We start from the raw sequence: 14,550 nt of genomic DNA, 5'->3' as shown, positions 1-14,550 counted from the left end.
TGGTCCAGCAGATGCTCAACACTCAGGATCCCAACATGTCTAAAACAGAACCATTTACCAATGCCACCGGCGCGCCGGTCGCCGATAACACCAATATCATGACCGCTGGACCGCGCGGCCCAGCTTTGCTGCAGGATATCTGGCTGATCGAGAAGCTCGCCCACTTCGACCGCGAGGTGATCCCCGAGCGGCGCATGCACGCCAAAGGCTGGGGAGCTCACGGCACATTCACGGTGACGCACGACATCACCTGCTACACCAAAGCCAAGATTTTCTCGAAGGTCGGCAAGCAGACACCCATGTTCGCGCGGTTCTCCACCGTCGCCGGCGAGCGCGGCGCGGCCGATGCCGAACGCGACATCCGCGGCACCGCGCTCAAGTTCTATACCGAGGAGGGCAATTGGGACATCGTCGGCAACAATACACCAGTCTTCTTCTTCCGCGACCCGCTGCGGTTCCCGGACCTCAACCATGCGATCAAGCGCGATCCACGCACCGGGCTGCGCAGCGCGGACAACAATTGGGATTTCTGGACGCTGCTCCCCGAGGCGCTACATCAGGTCACCGTCGTCATGTCCGACCGCGGCATCCCGAAGAGTTTTCGCAACATGCACCTTTTTGGCAGCCATACGTTCTCGATGATCAATGCTGCCAATGGGCGCATCTGGGTCAAGTTCCACTTCCGCACCCAGCAGGGAATTGCAAATCTAACCGACGCTGAGGCTGCGGCCCTGATCGCTGGCGATCGTGAAAGCCACGGCCGCGACCTGCTGAACGCGATCGAGGCCGGCGATTTCCCGCGCTGGACGCTTTTCATTCAGGTGATGACCGAGGCAGAGGCGAAGACGCATCGCCATAACCCGTTCGATCTGACCAAGGTCTGGCCGAAAGCGGAGTATCCACTGATCGAGGTTGGGGTGATGGAGCTCAACCGCTACCCGGACAACTACTTCGCGGAAGTGGAGCAGGCCGCCTTCTCGCCCGCCAACATCGTGCCCGGCATCGGCTTTTCTCCCGACAAGATGCTTCAGGGCCGCCTGTTCTCCTATGGCGACACCCAGCGTTATCGGCTCGGCATCAACTTCAACCACATCCCGGTCAATGCGCCCAAATGTCCGTTCCAAAGCTACCATCGCGACGGCAAGATGCGTGCCGACGGCAATCTAGGGGGGACCCTTACCTTCCATCCCAACAGCGCAGGTATGTGGGATAACCAGCCCAATTTCGCCGAGCCGCCTATGCCGATCGAAGGCGACGCTGCGCATTGGGACCACCGCTTCGACGACGACCATTGGAAGCAGCCCGGAAATCTGTTCCGGAAGATGACCCCGCAGCAACAGATTCTGTTGTTCGAAAATACGGCGCGGGCGATGGGCGATGCAAGCGCGCACATCAAGCAGCGGCACGTCAACAACTGCACGCGCGCCGATCCAGCCTACGGGGCCGGAGTAGCAAGAGCGCTCGGCCTCAAACAGCCTGAGCTGGTCGATTGAGACAACGCTAGGATGTCATTCGGCCTGCAAAATTTGCGAACGATACGTAATTGCGGTCGGCGCCCGGGGCTCGAAAGGTCCGTTATCCTCAAGCCTTCTCGCAATCCCGCGAATCGGAGGGGGCTATGAAGCAATATGTTGGGCTGGATGCCTCGTAAACAGAAACGTCAGTATGTGTGGTCGACGAAGTGGATCAGGTCTTGTTCGAGGGAAAGGCCAACACCGGCGCGATATCAACTTGGCTGTGGCATGAAATTTGTTGGGTTGATCTTCAGGTGGTCAGCAGATCGACGCGCGGCATGCCACCGCGGCTTTGTCTGTACGCATGAACTAGAGCGATCAGAATGATGCTCGAGGTCTGGCCGAACTGGTGCGGGTTGGCTGGTATCGAGAAGTCAAAGTCAATAGCGAGGAAAGTCAGAGGATCCGCGCGATACTCATCGCGAGATCTCGGCTCGTGGCCATTCGTCGAGATATCGAGAACCAGGTCCGCAGTCTAGTCAAAAGAATACGACTTGCTCTTCCCACGCCCGATCGGACTCGCAGTTCTGCAATCAGGTCGCGATGAAGACGAACTTCATATCGCTTCCTTCGCGAAGAAGGCTGCGGCCTACCAATTAGCCACTGATGTCGGATACAGGCCGGCGCCCGTCTTGGGATGGGGAAGAAAGGGCGTCCCAGCACGGAGTGAGGACGGTGGAGTCAGCTTAGGGTCTTGGCTGTGTGAAAACGCCAAGGGCGCTTGATGGCGATAGAATAAGTCATTCGTTCAAGACCGTCTTAGCGGTCAGCCGATCATGAATTCTCTGCAGGCGCTGTTTCGGCGGCGTCGAATGCGTCGAGCGCGCGGGTGGAATAGACGACGGCTGCGCCGGCATTGACAGAGACCGCCACGCCCAGAACCTCGGCGATCTCTTCCTTGGTCGCGCCCCGTTCTCGGGCCGCGGCGCTATGCACCGTGATGCAGCCGTCGCAGCGCAATGTGATGGCGACCGCGAGCGCTATGAGTTCGCGCGTCTTTTCATCGAGCTGACTGGCCTTCTGGCCAGCCCGACTCAGGGTGGTGTAGCCCCTGACGATATCTGGGTTGAGTTTCCCGAAGCCGCCGACGCCGGCGACAAGCTGCTGTCGATAGGTGTTCCAATCCAGCATGTGCATTACGCTCTCCTTTTCGATGCGCGATGTGAAACGCGGAACAGTGGGTGGATTGCCTGGCTTCAGCGCGTCGCGTCGGATCGGGCGCCGTTTTGAGAGGCGTGACCGGACTGCGCCGCGGATGAGTTCGCCACGGAAACTGGCTGATCGAGCGCCGCCCTCATTGCGCCGATCTGCTTGCGCTGCATGGCAATGATGTTCCTCGAGATCGCGCGCAATTTCTTATTATGGCCGTACTGCAACTCAGCCTCTGCCATATCAACGGCGCCCTGGTGGTGAGGAATCATCATCGCTATGAAGTCAGCATCGACATTGCCGGTTGGCTTCGCCGCCATGTCCTTCATCATCTTGCTCATGGCGGCCTGGTTTTTGGCCATGAAGGACGCTTCCGCAGTTTGCTTAGTGGATTGTTCGGTCTTGGCAGCCGAGGCTGCCGCCGGCGGCTGTTGCGCCAAGGCGTAAGCCGGATAAGCCAAAACCAGCAATGCGAGGGCGCCGCTGATGAATGTTTTCTTCATCGCCGACTTTTTCATTGCCATCATGACAGTCGAACTCCTAATTGAGGATAATCAGTCAGCCTTGGGCAACAAGCCGTGTGGATCGAGCACGAACTTGGCGGCGACGCCCTTGTCGAATTGGGCGTAGCCCTTCGGCGCATCTTCCAGGCTGATCGCCTTGGCATTGACAATCTTCGCGATCGGTAGGCGGCCGTTCAGCAGCGCCATCATGAGCTGACCATTGTAGCGAAGGACCGGCGTCTGGCCGGTGTGGAAGGAGTTGGACTTGGACCAGCCAAGGCCCAGGCGAAGACTGAGGCTGCCGGTCTTGGCCGCCTTGTCGTGCGCGCCAGGATCCGCAGATATTGGTCGAAACGACCTTTAGTATAACGCCATGTTCGATCTTGCGGCCTCGCGGGTCCTCGAACTTGGGATCGGCGATGTCCTGAACCTGGACTTCTCCGGGCTTGGTGGAGACGACGCCACGATTTTTGCTCATGATAAAACGTCTCCAGCAGTGTGCTCAGAATTATTGCGAGCTGTTTCCGCGCGCTGCGAAGGTATCCGGCAAAACCGGCACGTGATGAGAACGAACCAAGCCGCCGACTTATTCCAACGAGATATGAGATGAGATCGTTCTGATCAGCAGAAATACTTTCACAATCGCACGGTGGGTATCGGTAACTTTGGTTGGAGGTCTCCGGCTGAAATGCAAGATCGGTTACGAGACGTCACTTCGGTGGATGCTCGAGTCCGGTTTGGTTCAATCGCGTCGATTTACTCCTCCCGCGATGGCTTCCGGTCATCCCCGATGAGCGGACATCTTCAAGGCCCATCGCAAGGTCTCAAACGGGCCAACTGCAAACCGGCCGGCCGCAGGGCTCAAATCGTTTTGAGACAATCGCGTTCTCGCAGGCGCCGGACCGGTCATAGGATTTGCCCAACCAGGATGAAGTAGAGGCCCGGCGCGCGTGATGCCACCGATTTGACTAATCGTGAAGCCGCACTCGTTGGGACGGCGCGACCCGATTCCTAGCTAAGAAGGCGTGGTTCTCGATTGGAGAAAAAGCAATGCGTTCTATTTTGGCGTTGAGCCTTTTGATCACCCTAGCGGCATCCGCGAACGCGGCTACGGTGCACCACCCGCACCGGCCGCACGTTGTTGTTCGTGCCGATCGCGGGATGGTGGCCTCAGATCCCGCTTCGGGTTTTGCCTACGCACCATCCGGGCCGCCGATCCAATACCGGCCCGCACCCGACCATGGCTACAATGAACCATATTATGGTGCTTCGCAGGGTTACGCGCCTGGCGAAAAGGAGCAATTTCTCGATAGTGTGAGACAAGGTGGTTAGATCGCCCAAACATATCGGATGACCTTACCAACTGCGATCGCTGAGGTGCAAACGAAGATCTCAACGACGTCAGCAACGGGTCTTGGTCGTGTAAAAACGGTCTCACGGAGGTCGGTTCAGAGAGCCAGGTGCCGAGGACGTCTCAGGCCGCGATCGCAGTGATTAGCCGTTTCGTTCCGATGATGTTCATGACCCGTGTCAGATTGTAGACCAGAACCGAGAGCGCCATCTCGGCCGCTACGTTTGGAAGCGTTTTGGTCAGGAAGTGCGTCGCGCCCATGCGTGCCTTCATCGTGCCGAACGGATGCTCGACCGTCTCGCGACGCTGGCGCATGGCTTGTGGGTTTGCATCAAGGCGCTGCTGAACTGCTTCGAGCAGATGCTCATGCTCCCATCGTGGGATCCGCCGCTCTGGTCCTGTCGTGCACTGCGATTTAAGCGAACAATCTTGACAGGCCGCGATGGCGCATTCCCTCGCGAGCTTGCGGTTCACAAGGCAGCGACCGTGACGAAGGCGATCCGAGCGCCGTCTGTAGTATCGGCGCTGTTCCTCTCGTCGAATCTCGCTCTTATCGAACGGATGGCGGGGGAGATCGATCCGCCGATCGTGCACCTTGGCGCGTCGAACGAATTGCTTACGCCTGATCACGTTGTGGCGCTGCGAAGGTCTCTAACGGGCATGAAGTTCATGCGCAGCGTACCTGTGACGGGACGAGAGGCGCTGGAGTTGGCGCGCGCGTACGATGGAATTGTCGAATGGATTCTGCTCGACAGTCATCGCGCTGGTGATCCTCAGATCGGTGCGCAGGGCGTGACGCACGACTGGAGCATCAGCCGATGGATAGTCGAGACTGTTCGCACCCCGGTCATACTAGCCGGCGGCCTCGGACCGGATAATGTCGCAGAGGCCATCGGGTCGGTACGACCTGCCGGCGTGGACTCGAAGACCAAGACCGATCGCGAGGGCACTCACTCGAAAGACCTGGTGAAGGTCGAAGCTTTCCATCGCGCTGCAAAGAGCGGTTAGGTCTCGCACTTCTCTCGGCCGACTTGGCGAACCGGCCGTGTCCGGTCTTGACGAGGCTTGGTGCGCCTCGCCCGGCGGGCGCGCCCTGTTCCGGCGGGCCGACGCATCCCGTACGGACGCGGTGCGCGCGCCGCCGCGGACCCTGAACTCCCACGCCGAAATTCTGGAGCAAGCTGCCGAAACCACCCGTGGTCGCAGCCGGCGGCGCGCGGGCAGTGAGAGAGGGTGGTGCACACGCATCAGTTGACGCTTCCGCCAGCCCTCTCGGCGGCGACAGGGCCGCCTCGAAGATAGAACGGAGCTTCGGCATTGTGCGGCATTCGCCGAGCGCCGGTCCGGGTTCGGTGCCGGCGGCCGCCGAAGGGCGCGCCGGTGGCTCCCGCCGATAGTCGAACCCTTGAAAAAGCATCCTTGAAATCGAATCTTGAAATTCTGATTTCCAGCAACTCGAATCCTTGGAAAATCGAATCCTTAAAAAAGGAATCCTTGAAACGAATCCTTAAAGTTCATCTGATTTTGACCGGCAACGACAGCTGACGGTTCAAAAGCCGAGACGACGATCACGCCGCGCGCTCGTCTCGCCTCCGCTATCCCGGCCAGCTCCGACGAGACGAGCGCTATCAGAAACCCCGCCGCACGAAGGGGTCAAAATCGGGCTCTGACGCAATTTTGGTGCAGCTCCGACTATTCTGCGCCGATTAGTCTGGCTTGAAGCAGATCGATTTTCCCGCGACCGTACATTTGACGTCTGACGAGCTCGGCGGCGGCGACCGGTATGGTGGAAGAGTGGTCGGAAGCGAGGAACGTCGCTCCGTGAAGATCGGGCAGGATCGGCCGCCGCGGAATCGGGATGTCGCGGTCGATCTTCGTGTCCCGCGGCAGCACCATGGATGATCAAGACGGGGCCCCTGGTAGATGAAAATCCCCTCCTGCCGAAATCGCCGCGCCGATCCGTCAGCTCGAGGTAAAGCAGCGAAACCTCACTGTCCTGCTTGCGGAGGTCACCGGCGTCGACCTTGCTCGCCGCACGATCGAGGCGTCCTCGCCGGGAGTCGGCGTCCGCAAAGTCCCTTTCGATTATCTGGTGGTCGCGACCGGCATGCGCCCGAGCTATTTCGGGCACGACGAGTTCGCCCGATATGCACCGAGCCTCAAGAACCTCAGTGACGCCGAGACGATCCGGGCCAAAATCCTGGGCGCGTTCGAACTGGCCGCAACAACGGAGGACGAGCGCGAACGCGCACGACAGATGACATTCGTCCTGGTCGGCGCGGGTCCCACCGGCGTGGAACTCGCGGCATCCCTGGCGCACATGGTGAAGGCCAGCATCATTCTACTCGACGGGGCTAAGCGGATTCTGCCTACTTTTTCTGAGGCCGTGTCGCGCAGAGTGGCCAGGCGCCTCGAGAAGCTTGGTGTGAGGGTCGTGACAGACGTCAAGGTCGAGACAGTCGACGACAAGGGCGTAACTGCCGGCGGGAACAGGATCCCGAGCGCGACGGTGCTGTGGACCGCAGGGGTCGCGGCACGCCGATTCCCAAGATGCTGGGTGCCAGTACCGACCGCGTGGGGCGGGCGATCGTTGACCCGTTCCTGAAGGTCATGGACGCGCCCGGAGTATTCGTCGTTGGCGACGCTGCGTCGGTCATGCAAAACGAACGTCCGGTGCCCGGCGTGGCGCAGGCGGCGATTCAGGAAGGGCGGTACGTAGGGGGGCTGATCGCGAAAGAGGTGGCAGGGCGTGAGGCCAAACGTCCGTTCCGGTATTTTGACAAGGGAAACATGGCCGTCGTCGGCAAGAATTACGCAGTGCTGGAGCGGGGCTGGCTGCGCACAAGCGGCTTCCTGACGTGGCTGTTGTGGGCGTTCGTTCATGTCCTCTTCTTGCCGCAGCTGCAGAACCGCCTCCGCGTGCAGCGGCAGTGGCTCTGGTCGTATTTCACCGGCCAGCGCAGCTCGCGCCTCATTCCCGAGCCGCCGCGAAGGCCGGGCACGGACACGCGATAAGCCGGCGGCGTCTCCCCACGTCATACAAGAAGCGAGCGAAGCCGCGGAGAAAGGGAAAAGGAGAGAATCGGCGCGGAGCGATCGAGACGCGGTATGGCCGCTCCCGACCCGACGAACCTCCACCTTGGCGCTGTGGTTGGTCAACAAGGTTGCGATTGGCTCACTGTTCGGGCGAGGCCATCGGCTGCTCGGGCCAGCCGGATGACTGGGGAGATCCGATTCACCTTTGACCGGCGTCTCAATGATGGCAAACTTGGGCCGCCGCGGTGCTACACCGTGATGCTACACCGTCATTTTCCGGCGGTTCGAGAAATGCCTGATTTCGAAGGACTTCTGCGCTGTCCAATAGGGGTGGAGGAGAGAGTGGGACTCTCATCCCCTATGCCGCGAACGCGCGAAAACCCGCGGAAAGCAAGGATTCCCGAAAAGTTCGGTCGAGTTTTGTGACCACCGCTGTGTACCACCGCACCGCCCGATTCGGCCGTCAATCTCGGACGATTTGGAGGCTTCCTAAGACAGCCGTTCGCAGGGAGGACGGCATAGGCGGGAACGGGTCGTATGGTCTAGGAAGCTCTCGACCGCCAAGACCCGGGTCAGCTACTTCTCAAAAGCAGACATCGGAGCGCGCTCGGCAGAAGCCAGCCAATAGCTTGCATCATTCGGCCGCCCGCAACCGGTATCCAATGCCAGTTTCCGTGAGCAAATACTGCGGCCGTTCCGGATCAGCCTCGATCTTCTGCCGGAGCTGTCGGACATAGACGCGCAGGTATTGCGCATCGGTCAGTTCGTCCCACAGCTCCTTCAGCAGGAAGCGGTGGGTCAGCACCTTGCCGGCGTGCTGCACCAGCACGCGAAGGAGGTCATATTCCTTCGGCGACAGCTTGACGTCTCGTTCGCCGACCTTGACGATGCGGCGGACGAGGTCGACCGAGAGATCGCCGGTGCGGAATACCGGGCGTTCGCCCTGGACCTGTAGTTGGTGGCGCAGCGCGGTGCGCAGGCGGGCCAGGAGTTCCTCCATGCCGAACGGCTTGGTCAGATAGTCGTCCGCGCCAAGGTCGAGTGCCTTGACCTTGCCGGCCTCGTCGCCGCGGCTCGACAGCACCACGATGGGCACGCTTTCGTTGCGGGCGCGGATGGTGCGCAGCAGTTCGTGTCCTTGCACGTCGGGCAGGCCGAGATCGAGAATGATCAGCGCCGGCGCTTCCTCAAGCTTCTCCAGCGCCATTTTTCCGTTCGACGCCTCGAGAATTTCATAGCCTTGCGTGGTTAGCCCCATCCGCAGCAATTTGCGGATCGGCGGCTCGTCGTCGACGACCAGGACCTTGATCGGGGCAGCAGCGCTCATGCGGCGGTATCCAGTGCGCGGCTCTGCGCCGGAACGGGAAGACGGATGGTGAGGATGGCGCCGCTCCGGTCGCTGCGGTTGGCGGCCGAGATCGTGCCGCGCATCGCCTCGACGAAGCCGCGCGAGATGGCAAGACCGAGCCCCGTGCCGGGACGGACGTGATCGCCCTTCTGCGCACGGTAGAACTTGTCGAACACGCTCTCGAGCTCGTCCGGCGGGATGCCGGCGCCCTCGTCCGCGATCTCGAGCACGACATGATCGCGATCGCGCCGGCTGCGGAGCGAGATCGTCGTGTCCGGAGGCGAATATTTGGCGGCATTGTCGAGCAGATTGAACAACACCTGCTCGAACAGCACGGCGTCCAGCTCCAGCATCGGCAGATCGGCGGCCAGCGCCAGCTCGACCCTGTGGCTTCCGAGGATCTTGGCCGCGCGCCGCAGCGCACTGCCCACGATCTCGCCGAGATCGTGCAGCGCCGTGTTCGGCACGATCGCGCCGGATTCGAGCTTGGTCATGTCGAGTAGATTGGCGATGAAGCGGTTGAGCCGCTCGGATTCGTCGATGACGGTCGCCAGCAGATCGCGCTTCTCGGTGTCGGAGAGCGCGCCGGCGAGATCGCGCATGGTCGAAGCCGCGCCCAAAACCGAGGCGAGCGGCGTCTTCAGATCGTGCGAGATCGAGGTCAGGAGCGCCGAGCGCAGGCGCTCGGATTCGACGGTGCGCTTGACGCGATCCATGTCCTCGACCAGCAGCACGCGCTCGATCGCGAGCGCGCCCTGGTCGACCAGTGCGTCGAGCAGCCGGCGCTGGTCCGGCGTCAGCAGCGGCCCGGTGCGGTCGTCGTCGATGCCGATCACGCCGATCGGGCCGCGCCCGGTGCGCATCGGCAGAAACAGCCGCTTTGCACCCGGCAGCGTGTCCGAGCCGCGGCCTGCGTGCGGTCGTTGCTCCAGGCCCAATTCGCCGCGGCGAGGTCGGCCTGGTCCAGATCGTCTTCCGGCGGGTAGCCGGATTTCACCGTGAGCAGGCCCTCTTCCGGCAGCAGCAGCACGACGCGGACCTTCAGCATCAGCGCGATCTGGTAGGCGGTGGCCCACAGCACGTCGTCGAGCGTCGCAGTGCCGGCGAGCTTGCGGCTGAAGGCGTAGAGCTGCTCGGTCATCCTGATCCGGCCGATGGCGGTGTCGGCCTGGATGCGCACGCGCGCGGCGACGTTGGAGACCAGCATGGCCACCACCATGAACAGAAAGAACGCGGCGACGTTCGTCGGGTCGGTGATGGTGAAGGTGTAGATCGGCGGGATGAAGAAGAAATTGTAGCATAGCGACGCCGTCACCGTCGCCAGCAGCGACGGCCACAGGCCGTAGCGCACGGCAACCGCCACGACCGAGGTCAGCAGCACGAGATCGACGTTCTCAATGCCGAAATAGGGCCGGATCAACTCGGCGGCACCAAGGCCGACCAAGACGATCCCGAGCGCCTTGAGATAGGGCATGGCATCGAATGGTTCGGATCGCGCACCGGTCTGCACCGCCGTCTTGGGTGCATCCTCGGCTGGAAGCTCATCGCCGGGGATGACGTGAACGCTGATATTGCCCGCGCGGCGGACCAGATCATGCACGACCGAGCCGCGCGTCAATTCGAACCAGCGCGAGCGTGTCGATTTTCCGATCACGATCTGGGTGACGTTGTTGCCTTGTGCGAAACTGACGAGGTCGTCAGCGATGCGGCGGCCGACCGCGGGAATCGTCAGCGCCTCGCCGCCGAGCGATTCCGCCAGCCGCAGCGTGTCGGCGAGCCGGTCGCGCTCCTCGTCGGACAATTGCAGCGAGCGCCGGGTCTCGATCGAGAGCGCGGTGAACGGCGCATGCAGCCGGTCGGCCAGCCGCTTGGCGTAGCGCACGAGGCCAGCCGCGCGCGGATCCTCGCTGACGCAGACCAGGATCCGCTCGCCCGCAGCCCAGGGCCCGGGAATCGCATTTGCCTGCATGTGAGTGAGCAGCTGCTCGTCGACCCGCTCGGCGGTCCGCCGCAGCGCAAGCTCGCGCAAGGCGGTCAGATTGCCCGACGAGAAATAGTGCTCCAGAGCCCGCTCGGCCTGCTTGGGCACATAGACCTTGCCCTCCTTCAGCCGCTGGATGAGATCGTCTGGCGTGAGGTCGATCAGCTCGATGGCATCGGCGCGGTCGAACACGGAGTCGGGCACCGTCTCGCGCACCCGGACATGGGTGATCTGGGCGACGACGTCGTTCAGGCTTTCGATGTGCTGGATGTTGACGGCGGTATATACGTCGATGCCGTGCGACAGCAATTCCTCGACGTCGAGATAACGCTTGGGATGGCGGCTGCCGGCGGCGTTGGTGTGGGCGAGCTCGTCGACCAGTGCGATCTGCGGCCGGCGCGCGATCACCGCATCGAGATCCATCTCCTCGACGATCTGGTCGCGGTAGTCGAGCCGTTTGCGCGGGATCACTTCGAGCCCGCGCACCAGCGCCTCGGTTTCGGCGCGGCCGTGCGTCTCGACGAAGCCGACCACGACGTCGACGCCGGCCTTGCACCTGGCGTGGGCGCTCTGCAGCATCTCGTAGGTCTTGCCGACGCCGGGCGCTGCGCCGACGAAGATCTTCAGCTTGCCGCTCCCACCTTCCTCCCGGCGCGCAGCTTCCAGCAGCGCCTCGGGCGACGGACGTTGTTCGGGATCGCGGCGCTGTTGAACCATCAGGACAATATAATTATCCGGGCATTCCGAGCCTAGACCGCTACTTCGCCGAGGAACGATCCAGGGCGAGATTCAGCGCCAGAACGTTAACCCTGGGTTCGCCGAGCAAGCCGAGCATTCGGCCTTGAACGTTGGAAGCCACGAGCCGGCGCACGGCGTCTTCCGACATATTCCGCGCCTTCGCCACCCGCGGCACCTGGAATTCCGCAGCTTCCGGCGAGATATCGGGATCGAGGCCGCTGGCCGAGGTGGTGACCAGATCGACAGGCACCGCCGCGTTCGGGTTTTCGGTCTTGAGCTTGTCCACATCCTCCTTCAGCCGGTCGGCCAACGCCTTGCTGGTCGGGCCCAGATTGGAGCCGCCCGAATTGGCGGCGTTGTAGGGGGCCGGCACCGTCTTGGTCGGATCGTTCGGGTCGGGGGCGACCGTCGCCGAGGGGCGGCCGTGGAAATATTTGTCGTCCCTGAACTCCTGCCCGATGAGCGAGGAGCCGACGACCTTGCCGTCCTTTTCGATCAGGCTGCCCTGTGCCTGCACGGGAAACAACGTGCCGGCAATGGCGGTCATCGCGAGCGGGTAGGCAAGGCCGGTGATGGCGGTGAGCGCCAGCAACAGGACGACGGCGGGGCGGATTTCTCTGAGCATGTTGGATCTCCAGTTATTTCGTCTTTGAAGCCAGAGCCTCACCCTGAGGAGCCGCGCCTGCGCGGCGTCTCGAAGGGCGAGGCCACCAGCCGCGCCTTCATCCTTCGAGTCGCGCGTACCGCGCTCCTCAGGATGAGGGTCTGGCAGGACCGCTTCGTCGCTGGCATCGACATGTCAAGCCAGGTGCAAGGCGGTCACCGCGAGGTCGATCGCCTTGATGCCGATGAAGGGAATGACGATGCCGCCGAGGCCGTAGATCAGGAGGTTGCGCCGGAGCAGCGCGCCGGCACCGACCGCGCGGTAGGCGACGCCCTTCAGCGCCAGCGGGATCAGCGCAATGATGACGAGCGCGTTGAAGATGATCGCCGACAGGATGGCGCTCTGCGGGCTCGACAGGTTCATGACGTTGATCACGCCAAGCTGCGGATAGAACGCCAGGAACATCGCGGGGATGATCGCGAAATACTTGGCGACGTCGTTGGCGATCGAGAACGTCGTCAGCGCGCCGCGCGTCATCAACAGCTGCTTGCCGATCTCGACCACCTCGATCAGCTTGGTCGGGTTGGAATCGAGGTCGACCATGTTGCCGGCCTCGCGGGCGGCCTGAGTGCCGGTGTTCATGGCGACGCCGACGTCGGCCTGCGCGAGCGCCGGCGCGTCGTTGGTGCCGTCGCCGCACATCGCGACCAGCTTGCCCATGGCCTGCTCGTCGCGGATCAGCTTCAGCTTGTCCTCGGGCGTTGCCTGCGCCAGGAAGTCGTCGACGCCCGCCTCGGCCGCGATGGCCGCCGCCGTCATCGGATTGTCGCCCGTGATCATCATGGTGCGGATGCCCATGCGGCGCAGCTCGGCGAAGCGCTCCCGGATGCCGCCCTTGACGATGTCCTTGAGCTGCACGATTCCGAGCAGCTTGCCATTCTTGGCGACGGCAAGGGGCGTGCCGCCGGATTTCGAGACTTCATCGGCAATCGCCTGGATCTCACGGCCGACCTCGGAAAGCGCGGCAGGCTGCATCGCCCGCGCCGTGTTGCCGGAAGCAACCGCAAGCGGCCCGCAGCCACCGACATAGTTCAGCATGGCATCGAGCGCACCCTTGCGCACCGACGAGCCGCCGGCATCGACGCCGCTCATCCGGGTCTGCGCCGTGAACGGGATGAAGGTCGCGCCCAGCTCGGCCATGTCGCGGCCGCGGATGCCGTATTTCTCCTTCGCCAGCACGACGATGGAACGGCCTTCCGGCGTCTCGTCCGCGAGCGAAGCGAGTTGCGCCGCGTCCGCGAGCTCCTGCTCGGTGACGCCGCGGACGGGGCGAAACGCGGTCGCCTGACGGTTGCCGAGCGTGATGGTGCCGGTTTTGTCCAGCAGCAGCGTGTCGACGTCGCCGGCCGCCTCGACGGCGCGGCCGGACATGGCCAACACGTTGAAGCGCACCAGGCGGTCCATGCCGGCGATGCCGATCGCCGAGAGCAGCGCACCGATCGTGGTCGGGATCAGCGTCACGAACAGCGCGACCAGCACGACCACCGATATCGAGCCGCCGGCATAGGCGGCATAGCTCGGAATGGTGACGGTGGCGAACACGAAGATGATGGTGAGGCCGGCGAGCAGGATGTTGAGCGCAATCTCGTTCGGCGTCTTCGCCCGCTCGGCCCCCTCGACCAGCTTGATCATGCGGTCGATGAAGGTCGAGCCCTGGGCGGCGGTAATGCGGACCCGGATCCAGTCGGACAGCACCTGCGTGCCGCCGGTGACCGCCGAACGGTCGCCGCCGGATTCGCGGATCACGGGCGCGGACTCGCCGGTGATGGCGGCCTCGTTGACCGAGGCCACGCCCTCGATCACCTCGCCGTCGGACGGAATGGTGTCGCCGGCCTCGACCAGCACGATGTCGCCGACCTTCAGGCTGGTGCCCGGCACGAGCCTGAAGGCCGCGCCGACGCCGGTCAGGAGCTTGGCCTGGCTCTCGGTGCGGGTCTTGCGCAGCGTCTCGGCCTGCGCCTTGCCCCGACCCTCGGCCACGGCTTCGGCGAAATTGGCGAACAGCACCGTGAACCAGAGCCAAACGATGATCTGGAAGGTGAAGCCGAGACCGGCGCCGGCGGTGACGAGGTCGCGCAGGAAGATCACGGTGGTGAGCGCAGCGACGATCTCGACCACGAACATCACGGGGTTCTTGATCATCAGGCGCGGATCGAGCTTGGTGACGGAGGCGCGGATTGCGGGCAGCACGATCCTGGGATCGAGCATCGCCGAGACGGCCCCACGCTTTTGCATTTTGGTCGTATCCATGGAAGTCACTCCAGAC

General features: G+C 62.7%; 11 protein-coding genes and 3 pseudogenes. 5 read left to right on the top strand and 9 right to left on the bottom strand.

The genetic code is table 11. The annotated features are described in order from the left end of the window. Positions 1-35 precede the first annotated feature (35 nt). Entirely contained in the window at positions 36-1,493 is a 1,458-nt protein-coding gene (locus tag IVA96_RS07340; RefSeq protein WP_247416597.1) for a catalase, read from the top strand. Between the two features lie 795 nt (positions 1,494-2,288). Here IVA96_RS07340 and IVA96_RS07335 read toward each other — a convergent pair. From IVA96_RS07335 to IVA96_RS07325, 3 genes and pseudogenes are all read right to left on the bottom strand, one after another. Further along, complete coding sequence (locus IVA96_RS07335) at positions 2,289-2,651, bottom strand: carboxymuconolactone decarboxylase family protein (protein WP_346347888.1); 363 nt, start codon at positions 2,649-2,651, stop codon at positions 2,289-2,291. 59 nt (positions 2,652-2,710) lie between these two features. Beyond that, the gene (locus IVA96_RS07330) at positions 2,711-3,190 is read right to left on the bottom strand and encodes a DUF305 domain-containing protein (protein ID WP_247416459.1); all 480 of its coding nucleotides are present in this window, start codon (positions 3,188-3,190) and stop codon (positions 2,711-2,713) included. Between the two features lie 27 nt (positions 3,191-3,217). Next, a pseudogene (locus IVA96_RS07325) lies at positions 3,218-3,511 on the bottom strand (formaldehyde dehydrogenase, glutathione-independent); the annotation flags it as partial. A gap of 28 nt (positions 3,512-3,539) precedes the next feature. Here IVA96_RS07325 and IVA96_RS07320 point away from each other — a divergent pair. Next, the gene (locus tag IVA96_RS07320; RefSeq protein WP_247416457.1) at positions 3,540-3,776 is read left to right on the top strand and encodes a hypothetical protein; all 237 of its coding nucleotides are present in this window, start codon (positions 3,540-3,542) and stop codon (positions 3,774-3,776) included. A gap of 864 nt (positions 3,777-4,640) precedes the next feature. On the opposite strand, the pseudogene IVA96_RS07315 reads toward IVA96_RS07320, so the two are convergent. Beyond that, positions 4,641-4,955 (bottom strand): annotated as a pseudogene (locus IVA96_RS07315) (transposase); the annotation flags it as partial. A 48-nt stretch (positions 4,956-5,003) separates the two neighbouring features. Between IVA96_RS07315 and IVA96_RS07310 the strand changes: the two are divergent. Next, a complete protein-coding gene (locus IVA96_RS07310; RefSeq protein ID WP_247416453.1) occupies positions 5,004-5,525 on the top strand; it encodes a phosphoribosylanthranilate isomerase in 522 nt (173 codons plus the stop codon). 684 nt (positions 5,526-6,209) lie between these two features. On the opposite strand, the gene IVA96_RS07305 is transcribed toward IVA96_RS07310, so the two are convergent. Next, positions 6,210-6,413, bottom strand: coding sequence for a hypothetical protein (locus IVA96_RS07305; RefSeq protein ID WP_247416608.1), 204 nt, complete (start codon positions 6,411-6,413; stop codon positions 6,210-6,212). A 49-nt stretch (positions 6,414-6,462) separates the two neighbouring features. Here IVA96_RS07305 and IVA96_RS07300 point away from each other — a divergent pair, with 49 nt between their 5' ends. After that, positions 6,463-7,122: an FAD-dependent oxidoreductase gene (locus tag IVA96_RS07300; protein WP_346347892.1), complete on the top strand. Its 660-nt coding sequence runs from the start codon at positions 6,463-6,465 to the stop codon at positions 7,120-7,122. After that, positions 7,068-7,532 (top strand): hypothetical protein, encoded by a 465-nt coding sequence (locus tag IVA96_RS07295; protein ID WP_247416450.1) that lies wholly within the window; start codon positions 7,068-7,070, stop codon positions 7,530-7,532. Before IVA96_RS07300 ends, IVA96_RS07295 begins: the two co-directional genes overlap by 55 nt. 655 nt (positions 7,533-8,187) lie before the next feature. Here IVA96_RS07295 and IVA96_RS07290 read toward each other — a convergent pair. The 4 genes and pseudogenes from IVA96_RS07290 to kdpB form a co-directional block, all read right to left on the bottom strand. Then, positions 8,188-8,880 carry a response regulator transcription factor gene (locus IVA96_RS07290; protein WP_247416447.1) on the bottom strand — a complete coding sequence of 231 codons (693 nt, stop codon included), beginning with the start codon at positions 8,878-8,880 and terminating at the stop codon, positions 8,188-8,190. Further along, positions 8,877-11,599: pseudogene (locus IVA96_RS07285) on the bottom strand (sensor histidine kinase KdpD). Before IVA96_RS07285 ends, IVA96_RS07290 begins: the two are co-directional and overlap by 4 nt. A 40-nt stretch (positions 11,600-11,639) precedes the next feature. Next, positions 11,640-12,245, bottom strand: coding sequence for a K(+)-transporting ATPase subunit C (locus tag IVA96_RS07280; protein ID WP_247416444.1), 606 nt, complete (start codon positions 12,243-12,245; stop codon positions 11,640-11,642). A 174-nt stretch (positions 12,246-12,419) separates the two neighbouring features. Next, positions 12,420-14,534 carry a potassium-transporting ATPase subunit KdpB gene (gene kdpB, locus IVA96_RS07275; protein ID WP_247416441.1) on the bottom strand — a complete coding sequence of 705 codons (2,115 nt, stop codon included), beginning with the start codon at positions 14,532-14,534 and terminating at the stop codon, positions 12,420-12,422. Positions 14,535-14,550: the final 16 nt, after the last annotated feature.

The sequence above is a fragment of the Bradyrhizobium sp. 159 genome, assembly GCF_023073795.1.
In the GTDB taxonomy this organism is placed as follows: Bacteria; Pseudomonadota; Alphaproteobacteria; order Rhizobiales; family Xanthobacteraceae; genus Bradyrhizobium.
This window is presented reverse-complemented; position numbering and strand designations above follow the sequence as displayed.